Genomic DNA, 15751 nt, shown 5'->3' with positions numbered 1-15751 from the left:
CCAGTCTAATCGTCGGGTCACCCCGACCCGTGGAGGCCTTACTGTGGTGGCGCACGAACTGACAAGTGCCCTGGGCACTCCACCGACAACCGCGACGGATGCATCGATGATTTTCAAGGGCGTGAGGGACGGCAAGCCGTACCCGGAGCACGGAATGTCGGTCCGCGACTGGTCGAAGATTCCGCCTCGGCAGGTCCGGCTCGACGAGATCGTCACCACCACGAAGGTGCTCGAACTGGACCGACTGCTGTCCGAGGACTCCACGTTCTACGGGGACCTGTTCCCGCACGCGGTGCTCTGGGACGGGGTCATCTACCTCGAGGACGGGTTGCACCGCGCGGTCCGCTCCGCGCTGCGTAACAGGGTGGTGCTGCACGCGCGCGTCTTCGACTACGACGCGATCCGCGCGTGACGGCCCGCGGGGTCACCGTCGAGCTGCGCCGAGCCCTTCCGGTGGAGTTGCTCACCGTGATCGCCTGGCCCGAGCGTGTCGTCAGTTTCGGGTTCGGTGAGCTGCGCGACCTCGAGCGCCAGTTCATGGCGACGCTGACGATGGTCCGCGGCGCATTCGACGCGTTCGCGCCCGTCGTCGAACGCGCCCAGCAACTCGGCGCCCTCATCGACCGCCTCGGTCCAGCCCTCGACGACCTGTCGGAACTGCTGGTCGCGGCCCGCCAGATCGCCGAGAGCGCGGAGCGGATCGCTGAGAGCGCGCAGGGCATCGACGGCAGCGCCGCGATCATTGCGCGCGACGCCGAGGTCCTGGCCCGCGACGCCGCCCGGCTGGCCCGGTTCACCGACCGCATCCCCGGTGGCGGCAAACGCCAGGCGTGACCCCGTGCCGGTTGCGTTTAACGGCTGACCTGCGAGGATGCCGATTCCCGAATTCGACTGCCGGCCCGACTGACTCGCCCTACTCTGGCCGATCGGGGGGCGTCCGATGTGGGCCACCCAGCCAGCACATTCGAACGAAGGAACCTCATGTCTCGATCTCTGGCGCGCCGTGGCGCGTCCGTCCTTGTCGCCGCCGCTCTGCTCGGCGGCGGCCTGGCTCTCGGCGGGGGCACCGCATCGGCCGAGGAAGCCACCGGCAGCACCGGCAGCACGATCGCCAACGAGCGCTTTTTCCTCGATCTGCCGGCAGCCCTAGTGCTATCGCTCGGGGAGGCGGCAGGCTCCGTCGACCTAAGTCCCACCTACTGCCCTGCGATTGAAAACCCCAGCCGTCACTGTCCCAGCGCCACGGAGTTTTTGCTCGACTTGTTGCTGGGAAACGAGTCTTCCTGAGTTCCTCGTCAGTTCGTGGCCGCAGCCAGTCGGCCGCAACCCCCGCCCGCCCGGGATCCCCGGGCGGGCGGAGTTGCGTACCGAGGGTTCAGCTCAGGATGTCGCGGATGACGCCGTCGGCCAGCAGCCGACCACGGTCGGTGAGCACCAGCGCGTCGCCGTCGCGGCACAGCAGCCCGTCCGCGACAATCCTTTCGGCACTGGACAATTCGTCGACGGTCAGGTCCGCGACCGGCAGCCCGGACCGCAGCCGCAGGGTCAGCATCACCCGCTCGGTGTGCCGGTCCTCGGCGGTGAGCCGCTCGCTGTCGGCCACCGGCAGCACCCCCGACTCGAGTTGGTCGGCGTAGCGCGCGGGGTGCTTGACGTTCCACCAGCGCACCCCGCCGACGTGACTGTGCGCGCCGGGTCCGGCGCCCCACCAGTCGCCGCCGTCCCAGTACCCGAGGTTGTGCCTGCAGCGTGAATCCCCCGTCGCTTCGCTCGCCCCGTCGGCGCCGCTCGCAGCCCAGTTCGACACCTCGTACCAGCTCAGTCCCGCCGCGCTGAGCGCCGCGTCGATGCGCTCGTACCGCGCGGCGAGCACGTCGTCGTCCGGGGCCGGCAGTTCGCCGCGCCGCACCCGGCGGGCCAGTGCGGTGCCGTCCTCGACGATCAGCGAGTAGGCCGACACGTGGTCCACGCCCGCGGAGAGCACCGCGGCGAGGGTCGCGTCCAGGTCCTCGTCCCGTTCACCCGGCGTCCCGTAGATCATGTCGAGGTTCACGTGCTCGAACCCCGCTGCCCGCGCCTCGAGTGCCGCCGCGACCGCCCGCCCCGGGGTGTGGGTGCGGTCGAGCACGCGGAGCACGTGCTGGGCCGCCGACTGCATGCCGAGCGAGACCCGGGTGTAGCCGGCGCCGCGGATCGCGTCGAAGAACGCCGGCGAGGTGGACTCCGGGTTGGACTCGGTGGTCACCTCGGCGCCGGGGGCCAGCCCGAAGCTGGACCGGATCGCACCCAGCACGTCGGTGAGGCCGTCACCGCCGAGCAGCGAGGGGGTGCCGCCACCGACGAACACGGTCTGCGCTGCGGGCACTGCCCGCCCCGACGAGCCGAGCATCGCCGCGCCGGCGTCCAGTTCCCGGCGCAGGCCCTCGAGCCAGGACTGCGGCGAGGCGGAGGTGCCCAACTCCCCCGCGGTGTAGGTGTTGAAATCGCAGTAGCCGCAGCGGGTCGCGCAGAACGGCACGTGGACGTACACGCCGAACGGCCGCGATCCCACCCCGTCCAGGGCGTCGTCGGGCAGCACGAAGGCGGCCACAGCCGGTTCGGTCATCGGTCCACTCACGCCCTCCAGTGTCCCACCGCCGGACGAGTGGTCTTCCTCACACCCGCCCCTGCCTGCGCATTCCCCCCGATTTCGGGGGAAATCGGTCCCGGGTGTCGGCTTTGCCGATCTGATCTGGCACAATTGCCTGCGTGACCGGACTTGGGATTGTGCTCGTGGCTCGCCGCCATGTGGATCTCAAGCGCGTCTGCAGCTGTTGCTGTCTGCCTTCCACCGCGTAGACGCCATTCCACCAGCCCCCCCTTTTCGTCCCTGGCCGGTCTCGGAGTGTGTCCAGCGGGGACAGCCCTCCCCGTTGACGTCATGCCCGAAGACCGGCGCCCCGAACTTTCTGGAGCGCCCTGATGTCGCAGACTGTCGACTCGTCCCCGCCCACAGCAGCCCGCACCCCGCGCCCGGCCAAGCGCCGGGCCGAGGGTCAGTGGGCACTGGGGTACCGCGAGCCCCTCAACGCCAACGAGCAGGCCAAGAAGGACGACAACCCGCTCAACGTCCGCGCCCGCATCGAGAACATCTACTCGAAGCAGGGCTTCGACAGCATCGACAAGAGTGACCTTCGCGGACGCATGCGCTGGTGGGGCCTCTACACCCAGCGCGAGCAGGGCTACGACGGCACCTTCACCGGCGACGACAACATCGACCTGCTCGAGGCCAAGTACTTCATGATGCGGGTGCGCTGCGACGGCGGCGCCCTGAACGTCGACCAGCTGCGCACGGTCGCGGGCATCTCCACCGAGTTCGGCCGCGACACCGCGGACCTGTCGGACCGCGAGAACGTCCAGTACCACTGGATCGAGATCGAGAACGTTCCCGAGATCTGGAAGCGCCTCGAGTCCGTCGGGCTGCACACCACCGAGGCCTGCGGCGACTGCCCGCGTGTGGTGCTCGGCTCCCCGCTCGCCGGCGAGTCGCTCGACGAGGTGCTCGACCCGACATCCGCGATCGACGAGATCGTTCGGCGCTATATCGGCAAAAAGGAATACTCCAACCTGCCGCGCAAGTTCAAGACCGCCATCTCCGGTCAGCAGGACGTGGTGCACGAGATCAACGACGTCGCGTTCATCGGCGTCAACCACCCGGAGCACGGTCCCGGACTGGACCTGTGGGTCGGCGGCGGCCTGTCCACCAACCCGATGCTCGCGCAGCGGGTCGGCGTGTGGGTGCCGCTCGACGAGGTCCCGGACGTGTGGGAGGCCGTCGTCTCGATCTTCCGCGACTACGGCTACCGCCGACTGCGCAGCAAGGCCCGGCTGAAGTTCCTGATCAAGGACTGGGGCATCGAGAAGTTCCGCGAGGTCCTCGAGACCGAGTACCTGAAGCGCAAGCTCATCGACGGCCCGGCGCCGGAGAAGCCGGCGCGCCCGATCGACCACATCGGCGTGCAGAAGACCCGCAACGGGCTCAACGCGATCGGCTTCTCCCCCATCGCGGGCCGGGTGTCGGGCACCGTCCTGACCAAGGTCGCCGACGCGGTGGCCGCCGTCGGGTCCGACCGCGTCCGATTCACCCCGTACCAGAAGCTGATCGTGCTCGACGTGCCGGACGACAAGGTCGAATGGCTGATCGACGAGCTCGAGCCGCTGGGTCTGCACGGCCGGCCGTCGCACTGGCGACGAAACCTGCTGGCGTGCAGTGGCATCGAGTTCTGCAAGCTGTCGTTCACCGAGACCCGCAAGCGGTCCCAGGTGCTGGCACCGGAGCTCGAGGAGCGCCTGGCGGACATCAACGCCGCCCTGGACGTGCCGATCACGGTGAACATCAACGGTTGCCCCAACTCCTGCGGTCGGTCCCAGATCGCGGACATCGGGTTCAAGGGCATGCTGGTCGACGACGGCGAGGGCAATCAGATCGAGGGGTTCCAGGTCCACCTGGGCGGCAGCCTCGGCCTCGACTCCGGCTTCGGTCGAAAGCTGCGTCAGCACAAGGTGAACAGCACCGACCTCGGCGACTACATCGAGCGGGTGGTGCGTCAGTTCGTCAAGCACCGCAACGAAGGCGAACGCTTCGCCGAATGGGCAGTCCGAGCAGACGAGGAGGACCTGCGATGAGCACGGGTATCGACCTTTCCACCGCGACCGAAGCCGATCTCCGTGAACTTGCCGCACAGGGGGCGGCAAGTCTCGGTGACGCCACCGCACTGGAACTGCTGCAGTGGACCGAGGACACGTTCGGACGCGACTTCATCGTCGCGTCGAACATGCAGGACGGCGTGCTCGTGCACCTGGCCACCCAGGTGCACCCCGGGGTGGACGTGCTCTTCCTCGACACCGGCTACCACTTCGCGGAGACCATCGGCACCCGCGACGCGGTCGAGGCCGTGTACGGGGTCAACATCGTCAACGCCAGGGCCGAGGCCAGCGTCGCCGAGCAGGACGCGGCCGAGGGCAAGGACCTGTTCGCTCGCGAGCCGAACCGGTGCTGCGCACTGCGGAAGGTCGCGCCGCTGAAGAAGTCCCTCGCCGGCTACAAGGCATGGGTGACGGGGATCCGCCGGGTCGAGGCACCGACCCGCGCCAACGCCCCGCTGATCTCGTTCGACGACGCGTTCGGCCTCGTGAAGATCAACCCGATCGCCGCGTGGTCCGACGAGGACATGGCCGCGTACATCGACAAGCACTCGATCCTGGTGAATCCGCTTGTCGACGAGGGCTATCCGTCCATCGGGTGCGCACCCTGCACCACCAAGCCAGCTCCCGGCTCCGATCCGCGTAGCGGACGGTGGGCCGGCAACTCCAAGACAGAATGCGGGTTGCACGCCTCATGACTGCTGAACTGACCGACATCCGACCGCAACTCGACGGCAGCGACTTCGACACCCTCGCCGCGCTCGAGTCCGAGGCCATCCACATCTTCCGCGAGGTGGCGGGCGAGTTCGAGCGCCCGGTGATCCTGTTCTCCGGCGGCAAGGACTCCACGGTGCTGCTGCACCTGGCGATCAAGGCCTTCTGGCCGGCTCCGGTGCCGTTCGCACTGCTGCACGTGGACACCGGCCACAACCTGCCCGAGGTGCTGGCGTTCCGCGACCACGTCGTCGCCAAGTACAACCTGCGACTGCACGTCGCCAAGGTCGAGGATTACCTCGCCGACGGGCGGCTCACCGAGCGCCCCGACGGCATCCGCAACCCGCTGCAGACCGTTCCGCTGCTCGACGCCATCGCCGAGAACCGTTTCGACGCGGTCTTCGGCGGTGCCCGTCGCGACGAGGAGCGGGCCCGCGCCAAGGAGCGGATCTTCTCGCTGCGCAACGCGTTCGGGCAGTGGGATCCGAAGAAGCAGCGTCCCGAGCTGTGGAACCTGTACAACGGCAGGCACTCCCCCGGCGAGCAGGTCCGGGTGTTCCCGCTGAGCAACTTCACCGAGCTCGACATCTGGCGCTACATCGCCCGCGACAACGTGGAACTGGCGAGCATCTACTACGCCCACCAGCGTTCCGTCTACCAGCGCGACGGCATGTGGATGACCCCCGGCGTGTGGGGCGGACCGGCCGAAGGCGAAGAGTTGCAGACCCTCTCGGTGCGCTACCGCACCGTGGGTGACGGGTCGACCACCGGCGCGGTGCTCTCCGACGCCGCCGACAACGAGGCGATCCTCGCCGAGGTGGCCGCGTCCCGTCTGACCGAGCGCGGCGCCACCCGTGGCGACGACCGAGTTTCCGAAGCGGCCATGGAAGACCGCAAGCGAGAGGGCTACTTCTGACATGTCCGACCTTCTGAGGCTCGCCACCGCGGGCAGCGTCGACGACGGCAAGTCCACCCTGGTGGGCCGCCTGCTGTACGACACGAAATCCGTTCTCGCCGACCAGATCGACGCAGTCACCCGCGCGTCGGTGGATCGCGGTCTCGACACCCCGGACCTGTCGCTGCTCGTCGACGGCCTGCGCGCCGAGCGCGAGCAGGGCATCACCATCGACGTCGCCTACCGCTACTTCGCCACGCCCAAGCGCACCTTCGTGCTGGCGGACACCCCCGGGCACGTGCAGTACACCCGCAACACGGTCTCCGGCGCGTCCACCGCGCAGCTGGTGATCCTGCTGGTGGACGCACGCAAGGGCGTCATCTCCCAGACCCGCAAGCACGCAGCGGTGCTGTCCCTGCTGGGCGTGCCGAAGCTGGTGCTCGCGGTCAACAAGATCGACCTGGTCGAGGATCCGGCGACCGTGTTCGCGGAGATCTCAGAGGAGTTCAACACCCTCACCACCTCGCTCGGGTGGGCCTCCGAGGACGTCCTGGAGATCCCGGTCTCGGCGCTGCACGGCGACAACGTGGCCGTCCGCTCCGAGAACACGCCGTACTACGACGGCCCCACGCTGATCGAGCACCTCGAGTCCATTCCGGTGGACGCCGAGCCGCACCGGGTGGGCCTGCGCTTCCCGGTCCAGTACGTGATCCGCCCGCGCACCGCCGAGTTCCTCGACTACCGCGGTTACGCCGGCCAGGTCGCGGCCGGTTCGGTCCGGCCCGGCGACGAGGTGGTGATCCTGCCGTCCGGCACCCGGACCACCGTCACCCGGGTGGACACCGCGGACGGCGAGCTGGACTCCGCGCATGCGGGGCGCAGTGTCACGCTGATCCTGGCGGACGACGTGGACGTCTCGCGCGGCGACACCATCGCTTCCCCGCAGGATGCCCCGGAGCCGATCGGCGAGTTCGACGCGACCGTGTGCTGGCTCGCCGAGAAGCCGCTGCGCCCCGGCGCACGACTGCTGCTCAAGCACGGCACCCGCACCACGCAGGCGATCGTAGGATCCATTGTCGAGCGCTTCGACGAGCAGGACCTCACCACCGAGCAGTCGCCGGAGACGTTGGAGCTCAACGAGATCGGCAAGATCTCGGTGCGCGTGGCCGAGCCGATCGTCGCCGACGACTACCAACTCAACCGGCACACCGGCAGCTTCCTGCTGATTGATCCGGCCGGGGGCAACACCCTCGCCGCCGGTCTGGTCGGCGACGCGATCGCCGCCGTCGAACTGGCGCGCGTCTAGCGTCGTGTCCGTACCGCTGATAGCCGTCGCGCACGGCAGTCGCGACCCCCGCTCCGCGCGGGCGGTCGCGGCCGCCGTGGCCGGCATCAGGGCGAGCAGGTCCGACCTGGACGTGCGCCTGTGCTTCCTGGACCTGTCCGCACCGTCGGCGGACCAGGCGATCGACGCCGTTGCGGCCGAGGGGTATTCGTCGGCCGTCGTGGTACCGCTGCTGTTGGGCAGCGCGTTCCACGCCCGGGTGGACCTGCCGGGCCTGCTCACCGCCGCTCGCGCGCGACACCGCGGGCTCGACCTTGTCCAGGCGGACGTGCTGGGTGACGACGAGCGACTGGTCGACGCCGTGCGGGCCAGGGCAGAAGCGGCCGGCGCCGCGTCGGACGATCCCGAGGTCGGGGTGGTGTTGGCCGCGGTCGGCTCGTCCTCCGGGTCCGCCAACGCTCGCACCGCCCGGATTGCGCCGCGTCTTCTCGCGGGCACCGCCTGGTCCGGCGTCGAGACCTGCTACGCCACCACCGAACCAAGTCTGCCGCAAGCGGTGTCGCGGCTGCGACGGGCCGGGGCCGAACGGATCGTCGTCGCCCCATGGTTCCTCGCCCCGGGACGACTCACCGACCGGCTCGAACTCCAGGCCACCGAGTACACACCGGATGCGATCTTCGCGGACGTGATCGGCGCACACCCCCTGCTCGCGGAGGTCGCTCTCGACCGCTACCACGCAGGGGTCGAGCTCGTAACCGGTACCCGAGCGGCACTGACCGCCTGATCTGCTCCGGCGCTAGCTCGGGCACATCGCACGGCCGTTCACAGGTTGCTGCCAGATTGTTACCGTACCGTTAGATTTGCCAGTCCGACCGGACGCCGGCCTGATCAGATCTTTGGGTGAGATCCCCACAGAGCAACCTGTAGGGAGTAGTCCGATCAAGCACAATCTCAGACTCGGCACCGCCGGGGCGGCCTGGTCACTGTCGGTGCTCTACCTCCTGGCGGAATTCGTCACCGCCGGCGCATGGAAGACCCCGTACAGCTTCGCGCGCGATTCCATCAGCTCGCTGGGCGTGACCACCTGCAGCCCGGACGCATGCTCGCCGATGCACGCCGTCATGAACGCCACGTTCATGGTCCTGGGGGCCGTGACCGTCCTGGGGGCGGCCCTGCTGCACAGGTACATCCCGGACGGGCGCGGCAAGAAGTGGATCCTGGGCCTCGCCGCGGTCGTGGCGCTGAGCACCGCCGCCACCGGGATGGTTCCCGCCAACGACGGCACCTTCGTCCACTGGACCGCCGTCCTGCCCGGCTTCGTGGCGCGCCACGCGGTGCTCGTACTGCTGGCCGTGCAGTTCTGGCGCGAGCGACGCTGGATTGCGATCTGGTCAGGACTGTGTGCCACCACCGGAATCGTCGGCGCCGTCCTGCTTCTCGGCCGCACTCTGACCTTCGGCCTCGGGGAGCGGCTGACCCTGTACCCGCTTCCGTTGTGGATGGCGGGCACCGGCGTCGCTGCGCTCCTCGCCCTCATGCGAAGGACCGTCCTGAGGAAGGCCGATCTGGCGGTCGACGGGGCAGCGACGGTGTGAGTCGGGGCCCTACGCCGGGATGTCGGGGATCAGCGTCGCGCGGGCGTACACGGTCTCGCCCTCCTTGAGCTGCAGCGCCTCGCTGTCGCCGCGGGTCACCTGCGCCGCGAAGATGTCGCCGGTGGCCGCGTTGCGCAGCTCCACCCGGACCTCGAAGCCCAGGTGCACCACCCGCTCGACCGTCGCCCGCGTGACTCCGGCCGACTCGGCGGTGCCCGCCTTCTGCGCGACCGCCATGCTCGGGTCGCGTCCGACACGGATGTCGTGCGGGCGCACCAGCTGCCCGTTGAGCTTGGCGACCGGCCCGAGGAAGGACATCACGAAGTCGTTGGCCGGGCGGTCGTACAGGTCGCGAGGCGTTCCGACCTGCTCGATCCGGCCTTTGTTCAGCACCGCGATCCGGTCGGCGACGTCGAGCGCCTCCTCCTGGTCGTGGGTGACCAGCACGGTGGTCACGTGCACCTCGTCGTGCAGCCGCCGCAGCCAGGTCCGCAGGTCCTCGCGGACCTTCGCGTCAAGGGCGCCGAACGGCTCGTCGAGCAGCAGCACCTGCGGGTCCACCGCGAGCGCGCGGGCCAGGGCCATCCGCTGGCGCTGACCGCCCGACAGCTGCGCCGGGTAGCGGTGCTGGAAGCCGTCGAGGCCGACGATCTCGAGCAGCTCGTTGACCTTCTTGTCGATCTCCGGCTTCGGGCGCTTGCGGATCTTGAGGCCGAAGGCGACGTTGTCGCGGACGGTCATGTGCTTGAACGCCGCATAGTGCTGGAACACGAAGCCGATGTCCCGCTTCTGCGGCGGCACGCCGGTGACGTCCTTCCCGGCGATGGTGATCGTGCCGGAGTCCGGGTGCTCGAGGCCGGCGATCGAGCGCAGCAGCGTCGACTTGCCCGAGCCCGACGGCCCGAGCAGCGCGGTCAACGACCCGGACGGGATGTCGAGGGTCAGGTTGTTCAGCGCCGCGAAGTCGCCGTAGTTCTTGTGGGCGCCGATCACGGAAATCATGTGTTGCTCCTCGACGTGATCATGCGTTGCTCCTCTTCCGGTCCAGCAGCGTCATCAGCAGCAGCGTCACGAGGGCGATGCCCATCAGCAGTGTCGCCGCGCAGTACGCGCCGTAGGTGTTGTGGTCGTCGATGTAGCGCGAATGCACCAGCAGCGTCAGGGTCTGCGATACGCCGGGGAAGCCGGACGAGACCATGATGACCGCGCCGAACTCGCCGAGCGAGCGGGCCACGGTGAGCACCACGCCGTAGGTCAAGCCCCAGCGGATGGCGGGCAGCGTGATCCGCCAGAACGTCTGCCACTTCGACGCGCCGAGGGTCGCGGCGGCCTGCTCCTGCTCGTCGCCGATCTCGTGCAGCACCGGTTCCACCTCGCGCACCACGAACGGCAGTGTCACGAAGATGGTGGCCAGCACCATGCCGGGCAGCCCGAAGATCACCCGGAAGCCGAGCGAGTCCAGCGCGCCGAACCACCCGTTGACGCCCCACAGCAGGATCAGCGAGACGCCGACGACGATCGGCGAGACCGCGAACGGCAGGTCAACCACGGCCTGCAGCAGCCCCCGTCCGGGGAACCGTCCGCGGACCAGCGCCAGCGCGGTGACCACGCCGAAGATCACGTTGATCGGCACCACGATCGCCACGATCAGCAGCGACAGGTTCAGCGCCGAGATCGCGGCCGGGGTGGAGATGGACTCGATGAAGCTGCCGATGCCGCGCTCGAAGGTGCGCCACAGGATCACCACGATGGGCACCAGCAGCAGCGCGACCAGGTAGCCGAGCGCGACCACCCGCATGCCGATGCGCGCCGGCGTCGAGACGTTCACAGGGACTGCTCCTCACGCCGCTGCGCACGGCCCGCCAGCACCCGCAGCACCAGCAGCGTGGCGAAGGCGATCAGCAGCAGCACCACCGAGATCGCGGCCGCATCCACCGGCCGGTCGATCTCGATCTTCTGCTGGATCAACTGCGAGGCCATCTGGGTCTCGCGTGGGATGTTGCCGCCGATCAGGACGACCGACCCGTACTCGCCGATCGCGCGGGCGAAGGCGAGGCCGGCACCGCTGATGATGGCCGGCGTCAGGGTCGGCAGCACCACCTTGCGGAAGATGACCCAGTTGCTCGCGCCGAGCGAGGCCGCGGCCTGCTCGACCTCCCGGTCGGTCTCGATCAGCACCGGCTGCACCGAGCGGACCACGAACGGGAGGGTCACGAACGCCAGCGCCACCACGAGGCCGGGCTGGGTCGCGTTGAGGTGCACGTCGATCGGGCTGTTCGGCCCGTACAGCGACAGCAGCACGATGCTGGCCACGATGGTCGGCAGCGCGAACGGAAGGTCGATGAGCGCGTTGACGATTCGCTTGCCGGGGAACTCGTCACGGACGAGCACCCATGCGATCAGGGTGCCCATCACGACGTTGATCACGGCGACGATCGCGGACACCCACACGGTGATCCGCAGCGAGGCGAGGGCCGCCGGGCTGGTGACCGCGTCCCAGAAGCCCGAGAGGCCGTCCTCGAACGACGTCACCGTCAGTGCCGCCAGCGGGAGCAGCACGATGACGCTGAGCCAGAGCATGGCGACGCCGATGCCCAGGGGCCCGACCGTCCCGGTGACCTTGGTCCAGCCGGGGCGGCGCCGGGACGGCGGCGCGGGAGCGGTGCTCTGTTCGGACACCCGTCCCCCGATCTCGGGCACCGGTCCCGCCGCCGCCGTCTCGACAATGCTCACGGTGAGGCTACTTGCTCGCGCCGTCATAGATCACCGCGATGGACCCGGTGTCCTTCTTGAACAGGGTGTCGTCGACCGACTTCCAACCGCCGAGGTCGGCGATCGTCCACAGCTTCGCCGGGGCGGGGAAGTCGCCCGCGAACTCCTTGGCGACCGCCGGGTCGACCGGGCGGAATCCGGCCTGCGCCCACAGCTTCTGGCCTTCAGTCGTGTACAGGAAGTCCTTGAACGCGTTGGCCTTGTCGAGGTTCTTGCTGCTGCTGATCACCGCGACCGGGTTCTCGATCTTGAACGTGGTGGGCGGCGTGACGTGCTCGACGGGGTCGCCGTTGCGCTCGGTGAAGAGGGCCTCGTTCTCGTAGCTGAGCAGCACGTCGCCGGTGCCCTGCAGGAACGTCTCGGTGGCCTCGCGGCCGGACTTCGGCTGCACCTTGACGTGGTCGTGCACCAGCGAGGTGATGTAGTCCAGGCCGGCCTGCGGGTTCGTGCCGCCGTCGCTCTTGGCCGCGTAGGGGGCGAGCAGGTTCCACTTCGCCGAGCCGGAGCTGAACGGGTTGGGGGTCACCACCTCGATGCCGGGCTTGAGCAGGTCGTCCCAGTCCTTGATGCCCTTGGGGTTGCCCTTGCGGACCACCACGGTGACGACGGAGCCGAACGGAATTCCGTTGTAGGCGTCCTTGTTCCAGTCGGGGCTGACCAGTCCGGCGTCGACGAGTCGGGTGATGTCCGGCTCGACGGAGAAGTTCACGAAGTCGGCCTGGGCGCCGTCCTTGACCTTGCGGGACTGGTCGCCGGACGCGCCGAAGGACGGCTGGAACTTCACGCCCTTGCCCGCGTCGGTGGCCTGGAACGCGGGGATGACCTTGTCGAAGCCGGGCTTGGGGACCGCGTAGGCGAACAGGCTGATGGTGCCGCCGCTGCCGTCCGCGCTCCCGGTCGCGTCACCGCCGCCGGCTGTGTCGCTCGAGCCGCCGCTGCAGGCGGTCAGGGCGAGGGCTCCTGCGGTGACGACGGCGGCCAACAGGACGCCGGAGCGGGTGAAGCGGGCGCGAACGCTCATGGAAGATGCCTTTCATGCCTCGAGGGCAGGTGAAATGTGTTCGGTCGTCGGACCGCAGTGAGGACCACAGCCGGCACGGCTGTGGTTCACAGTGACACAGAGGTTGGGGAGATCTGGCCCGCTTCGTGGGGCGCACCGGCCGCGGCCGAAGTGGCTACGCGACGGGAGGGATCAACAACAGTCGATATCGGCGACTGCGAGCATGCCGACAGCGATCAACGCCAGTTCATGGCGGACCTGGTGCACGGCGGTTGCAGACACGCCGACGAATCTAGCAGAGCGGGCGGCCCGAATCGAACCCGAGCCACCGCGTCCGGGAGCGGAGCCTGCGGAGTGACCCAGGACGTCCGGGAGCGGAGCCTGCGGAGTGACCCAGGACGTCCGGGAGCGGAGCCTGCGGAGTGACCCAGGACGTCCGCGAGCGGAGCCTGCGGAGCGACTCAGGACGCCCGTCAGCGGGTCAGCAACCAGCCGACGAGCACGAGGATGATCAGGGCGATCAGGACCAGGGTGACGCGTGAACGGGGCATCAGCGCGCACTCCTCGGGGTGGCCACGGCAGCCGTCTGCGCGCGGTCGCGACCGAGCAGTGCGAACACGCGGGCGAGGAGCTTGTCGAAGCCGCACGCGATGGCGAAGGCGGCGGGCAGCGCGACCGTCATCACCAGCAGGATCTGCGGAATGTACGGCAACCCGATGACCCACAGCTCGAGGCCGTCCCACCAACTGGCGATCTGATTCACGCTGCCCACCCTATCCCGCGGCCGCCTGCGGTGGACGACCGCGCCCGGCGGGCGAATGATGTGCAAATGGCACCCCGCGACGACATCGAAACCGAGGACAACGAGCCAGCCAACCTGCCTGCCGTCGTGGATCCGGGGCGGCACTCCACGTTTCCTCCGATCGACGACTACGCCTTCCTCTCCGACTGCGAGACCACCTGCCTGATCGCGCGCAACGGGTCCGTCGAGTGGATGTGCGTGCCGCGGCCGGACTCGCCGAGCGTGTTCGGTGCGGTCCTCGACCGCAGCGCCGGGCATTTCCGGATCGGGCCGTACGGCCAGAACGTGCCCGCCGCCCGGCGCTACCTACCCGGCGGACTGATCGTCGAGACGACCTGGCAGACCGAGACCGGCTGGCTGATCGTGCGCGACGCGATGGTGATGGGGCCGTGGCACAACAACACCGCGCGCTCGCGGTCGCATCGGCGCACCCCCACCGACTGGGACGCCGAGCACATCCTGCTGCGCACCGTGAAGTGCGTGAGCGGGACGGTGGAACTGGAGATGAGCTGCGAGCCCGCCTTCGACTACCACCGGGCCACCGCGAAGTGGGAGTACACCGGCAAGGTCTACGAGGAGGCCACCGCGACCTGCGAGGGCAGTGCCCTCGGCGAGCACCCGACGCTGCGACTGACGACCAACCTGCGGCTCGGGCTCGAGGGCCGCGAGGCGCGGGCCCGGACCCGGATGACCCAGGGCGACAACGTCTTCGTCGCACTGTCCTGGGGTGGGCAGCCGTGCCCGCAGACGTTCGAGGACGCCGCCGACAAGATGTGGCAGACCGCCGAGTGCTGGCGGCAGTGGATCACCATCGGCCGGTTCCCCGACCACCCGTGGCGCGGCTACCTGCAGCGCAGCGCGCTCGCCCTCAAGGGCCTGACCTACGCGCCGACAGGCGCCCTGCTCGCGGCGTCGACCACCTCGCTGCCGGAAACGCCCGGCGGGGAGCGGAACTGGGACTACCGCTACGCGTGGGTGCGCGACTCGACGTTCGCGCTGTGGGGCCTGTACACCCTCGGCCTGGACCGCGAGGCCAACGACTTCTTCTCCTTCATCTCCGACGTGTCCCAGTCCGACGGCGGCCACCCGACCCCACTGCAGGTGATGTACGGGATCGGCGGTGAGCACACCCTCGAGGAGGAGGAGCTGAGCCACCTGTCCGGATACGACGGTGCCCGGCCGGTGCGGATCGGCAACGGCGCCTACAACCAGGACCAGCACGACATCTGGGGCACGATGCTCGACTCGGTGTACCTGCACGTGCGCTCGCGTGACCAGGTGCCGGCCGCGTTGTGGCCGCTGCTCAAGCGGCAGGTCGAGGAGGCGATCAAGCACTGGCGCAAACCCGACCGCGGCATCTGGGAGGTGCGCGGGGAGCCGCAGCACTTCACCTCCTCGAAGGTGATGTGCTGGGTCGCCCTCGACCGCGGCGCGAAACTCGCTGCGCTGCACCGCGAGAAGTCGTACGCGCTGCAATGGGCCGCGATCGCCGACGAGATCAAGGCCGACATCCTCGAGCACGGCGTCGACGAGCGCGGCGTGTTCACGCAGCGGTACGGCCACCCCTCGCTCGACGCGTCACTGCTCCTGGTGCCGCTGCTGCGGTTCCTGCCCGCCGACGACCACCGCGTCCGCGCGACGGTGCTCTCCATCGCCGACGAGCTCACCGAGGACGGCCTGGTGCTGCGGTACCGGATCGAGACCACCGACGACGGTCTGTCCGGCGAGGAGGGCAGCTTCACCATCTGCTCGTTCTGGCTGGTGTCGGCGCTGGTGGAGATCGGCGAACTGAAACGCGCGAAGCAGTTGTGTTCACGGCTGCTCGGTTACGCGAGCCCGCTCAAGCTGTACGCGGAGGAGATCGACACCCGCACCGGTCGTCATCTCGGCAACTTCCCGCAGGCGTTCACGCACCTGGCGCTGATCAACGCCGTGGTGCACGTGATCCGGGCGGAGGAGGCCGCGGCGGCCGGCGTCTTCCAGCCGGCTCACTCCCCCACGTAGG

Annotated in this window: 18 protein-coding genes; 11 read left to right on the top strand and 7 right to left on the bottom strand. The window is 69.1% G+C overall.

Translation table 11 applies throughout. From position 1 onward, the window contains the following. The first annotated feature begins 106 nt into the window (after nt 1–106). The 3 genes from FK531_RS08145 to FK531_RS08135 all read left to right on the top strand — a co-directional run bounded on the left by FK531_RS08145 (nt 107) and on the right by FK531_RS08135 (nt 1287). Nucleotides 107–412, top strand: coding sequence for a type II toxin-antitoxin system VapB family antitoxin (locus FK531_RS08145; protein ID WP_142097465.1), 306 nt, complete (start codon nt 107–109; stop codon nt 410–412). Then, nucleotides 409–834: a hypothetical protein gene (locus FK531_RS08140; RefSeq protein WP_142097463.1), complete on the top strand. Its 426-nt coding sequence runs from the start codon at nt 409–411 to the stop codon at nt 832–834. The genes FK531_RS08145 and FK531_RS08140 overlap by 4 nt, the downstream gene beginning before the upstream one ends. 147 nt (nt 835–981) lie before the next feature. Then, nucleotides 982–1287 carry a hypothetical protein gene (locus FK531_RS08135; protein WP_142097460.1) on the top strand — a complete coding sequence of 102 codons (306 nt, stop codon included), beginning with the start codon at nt 982–984 and terminating at the stop codon, nt 1285–1287. 88 nt (nt 1288–1375) lie between these two features. Here FK531_RS08135 and hemW read toward each other — a convergent pair whose 3' ends face one another. After that, nucleotides 1376–2605, bottom strand: coding sequence for a radical SAM family heme chaperone HemW (gene hemW, locus FK531_RS08130; RefSeq protein ID WP_142098206.1), 1230 nt, complete (start codon nt 2603–2605; stop codon nt 1376–1378). A gap of 143 nt (nt 2606–2748) precedes the next feature. Here hemW and FK531_RS22980 point away from each other — a divergent pair, with 143 nt between their 5' ends. The 7 genes from FK531_RS22980 (at nt 2749) to FK531_RS08100 (ending at nt 9172) form a co-directional block, all read left to right on the top strand. Then, a complete protein-coding gene (locus FK531_RS22980; RefSeq protein WP_354003508.1) occupies nt 2749–2838 on the top strand; it encodes an Ms4527A family Cys-rich leader peptide in 90 nt (29 codons plus the stop codon). 123 nt (nt 2839–2961) lie between these two features. Next, entirely contained in the window at nt 2962–4665 is a 1704-nt protein-coding gene (locus FK531_RS08125) for a nitrite/sulfite reductase (protein ID WP_142097459.1), read from the top strand. Beyond that, nucleotides 4662–5381 carry a phosphoadenylyl-sulfate reductase gene (locus FK531_RS08120; RefSeq protein ID WP_181762863.1) on the top strand — a complete coding sequence of 240 codons (720 nt, stop codon included), beginning with the start codon at nt 4662–4664 and terminating at the stop codon, nt 5379–5381. The genes FK531_RS08125 and FK531_RS08120 overlap by 4 nt, the downstream gene beginning before the upstream one ends. Beyond that, a complete protein-coding gene (gene cysD, locus FK531_RS08115) occupies nt 5378–6313 on the top strand; it encodes a sulfate adenylyltransferase subunit CysD (protein WP_142097456.1) in 936 nt (311 codons plus the stop codon). Before FK531_RS08120 ends, cysD begins: the two co-directional genes overlap by 4 nt. A gap of 1 nt (nt 6314) precedes the next feature. Then, on the top strand, nt 6315–7598 hold the full coding sequence (locus FK531_RS08110; RefSeq protein WP_142097454.1) for a sulfate adenylyltransferase subunit 1: 1284 nt from the start codon (nt 6315–6317) through the stop codon (nt 7596–7598). A 4-nt stretch (nt 7599–7602) separates the two neighbouring features. After that, entirely contained in the window at nt 7603–8361 is a 759-nt protein-coding gene (locus FK531_RS08105; RefSeq protein ID WP_142097451.1) for a sirohydrochlorin chelatase, read from the top strand. Nucleotides 8362–8566: 205 nt separating this feature from the next. Further along, complete coding sequence (locus tag FK531_RS08100; protein WP_435531027.1) at nt 8567–9172, top strand: DUF998 domain-containing protein; 606 nt, start codon at nt 8567–8569, stop codon at nt 9170–9172. Between the two features lie 9 nt (nt 9173–9181). Here FK531_RS08100 and FK531_RS08095 read toward each other — a convergent pair whose 3' ends face one another. From FK531_RS08095 to FK531_RS08070, 6 genes are all read right to left on the bottom strand, one after another. Then, nucleotides 9182–10174, bottom strand: a complete 993-nt coding sequence (locus FK531_RS08095) for a sulfate/molybdate ABC transporter ATP-binding protein (protein WP_142097450.1) — start codon at nt 10172–10174, stop codon at nt 9182–9184. 19 nt (nt 10175–10193) lie between these two features. Then, on the bottom strand, nt 10194–10970 hold the full coding sequence (gene cysW, locus FK531_RS08090; RefSeq protein WP_142098197.1) for a sulfate ABC transporter permease subunit CysW: 777 nt from the start codon (nt 10968–10970) through the stop codon (nt 10194–10196). A 26-nt stretch (nt 10971–10996) separates the two neighbouring features. Further along, complete coding sequence (gene cysT / locus FK531_RS08085; protein WP_290367617.1) at nt 10997–11851, bottom strand: sulfate ABC transporter permease subunit CysT; 855 nt, start codon at nt 11849–11851, stop codon at nt 10997–10999. A gap of 61 nt (nt 11852–11912) precedes the next feature. Further along, nucleotides 11913–12965 carry a sulfate ABC transporter substrate-binding protein gene (locus tag FK531_RS08080; protein ID WP_142097443.1) on the bottom strand — a complete coding sequence of 351 codons (1053 nt, stop codon included), beginning with the start codon at nt 12963–12965 and terminating at the stop codon, nt 11913–11915. Between the two features lie 171 nt (nt 12966–13136). Further along, complete coding sequence (locus FK531_RS22975; RefSeq protein WP_354003507.1) at nt 13137–13226, bottom strand: Ms4533A family Cys-rich leader peptide; 90 nt, start codon at nt 13224–13226, stop codon at nt 13137–13139. A 268-nt stretch (nt 13227–13494) separates the two neighbouring features. Then, nucleotides 13495–13707 (bottom strand): hypothetical protein, encoded by a 213-nt coding sequence (locus FK531_RS08070; RefSeq protein WP_142097437.1) that lies wholly within the window; start codon nt 13705–13707, stop codon nt 13495–13497. Nucleotides 13708–13773: 66 nt separating this feature from the next. On the opposite strand from FK531_RS08070, the gene FK531_RS08065 reads away from it, so the two are divergent. After that, nucleotides 13774–15750: a glycoside hydrolase family 15 protein gene (locus FK531_RS08065; RefSeq protein WP_246098000.1), complete on the top strand. Its 1977-nt coding sequence runs from the start codon at nt 13774–13776 to the stop codon at nt 15748–15750. Nucleotide 15751 lies beyond the last annotated feature (1 nt).

Source organism: Rhodococcus spelaei (assembly GCF_006704125.1).
Classification (GTDB): Bacteria; Actinomycetota; Actinomycetes; order Mycobacteriales; family Mycobacteriaceae; genus Rhodococcus_G; species Rhodococcus_G spelaei.
The sequence above is the reverse complement of the archived record's forward strand: the minus strand, read 5'-3'. Positions and strand labels throughout refer to the sequence as shown.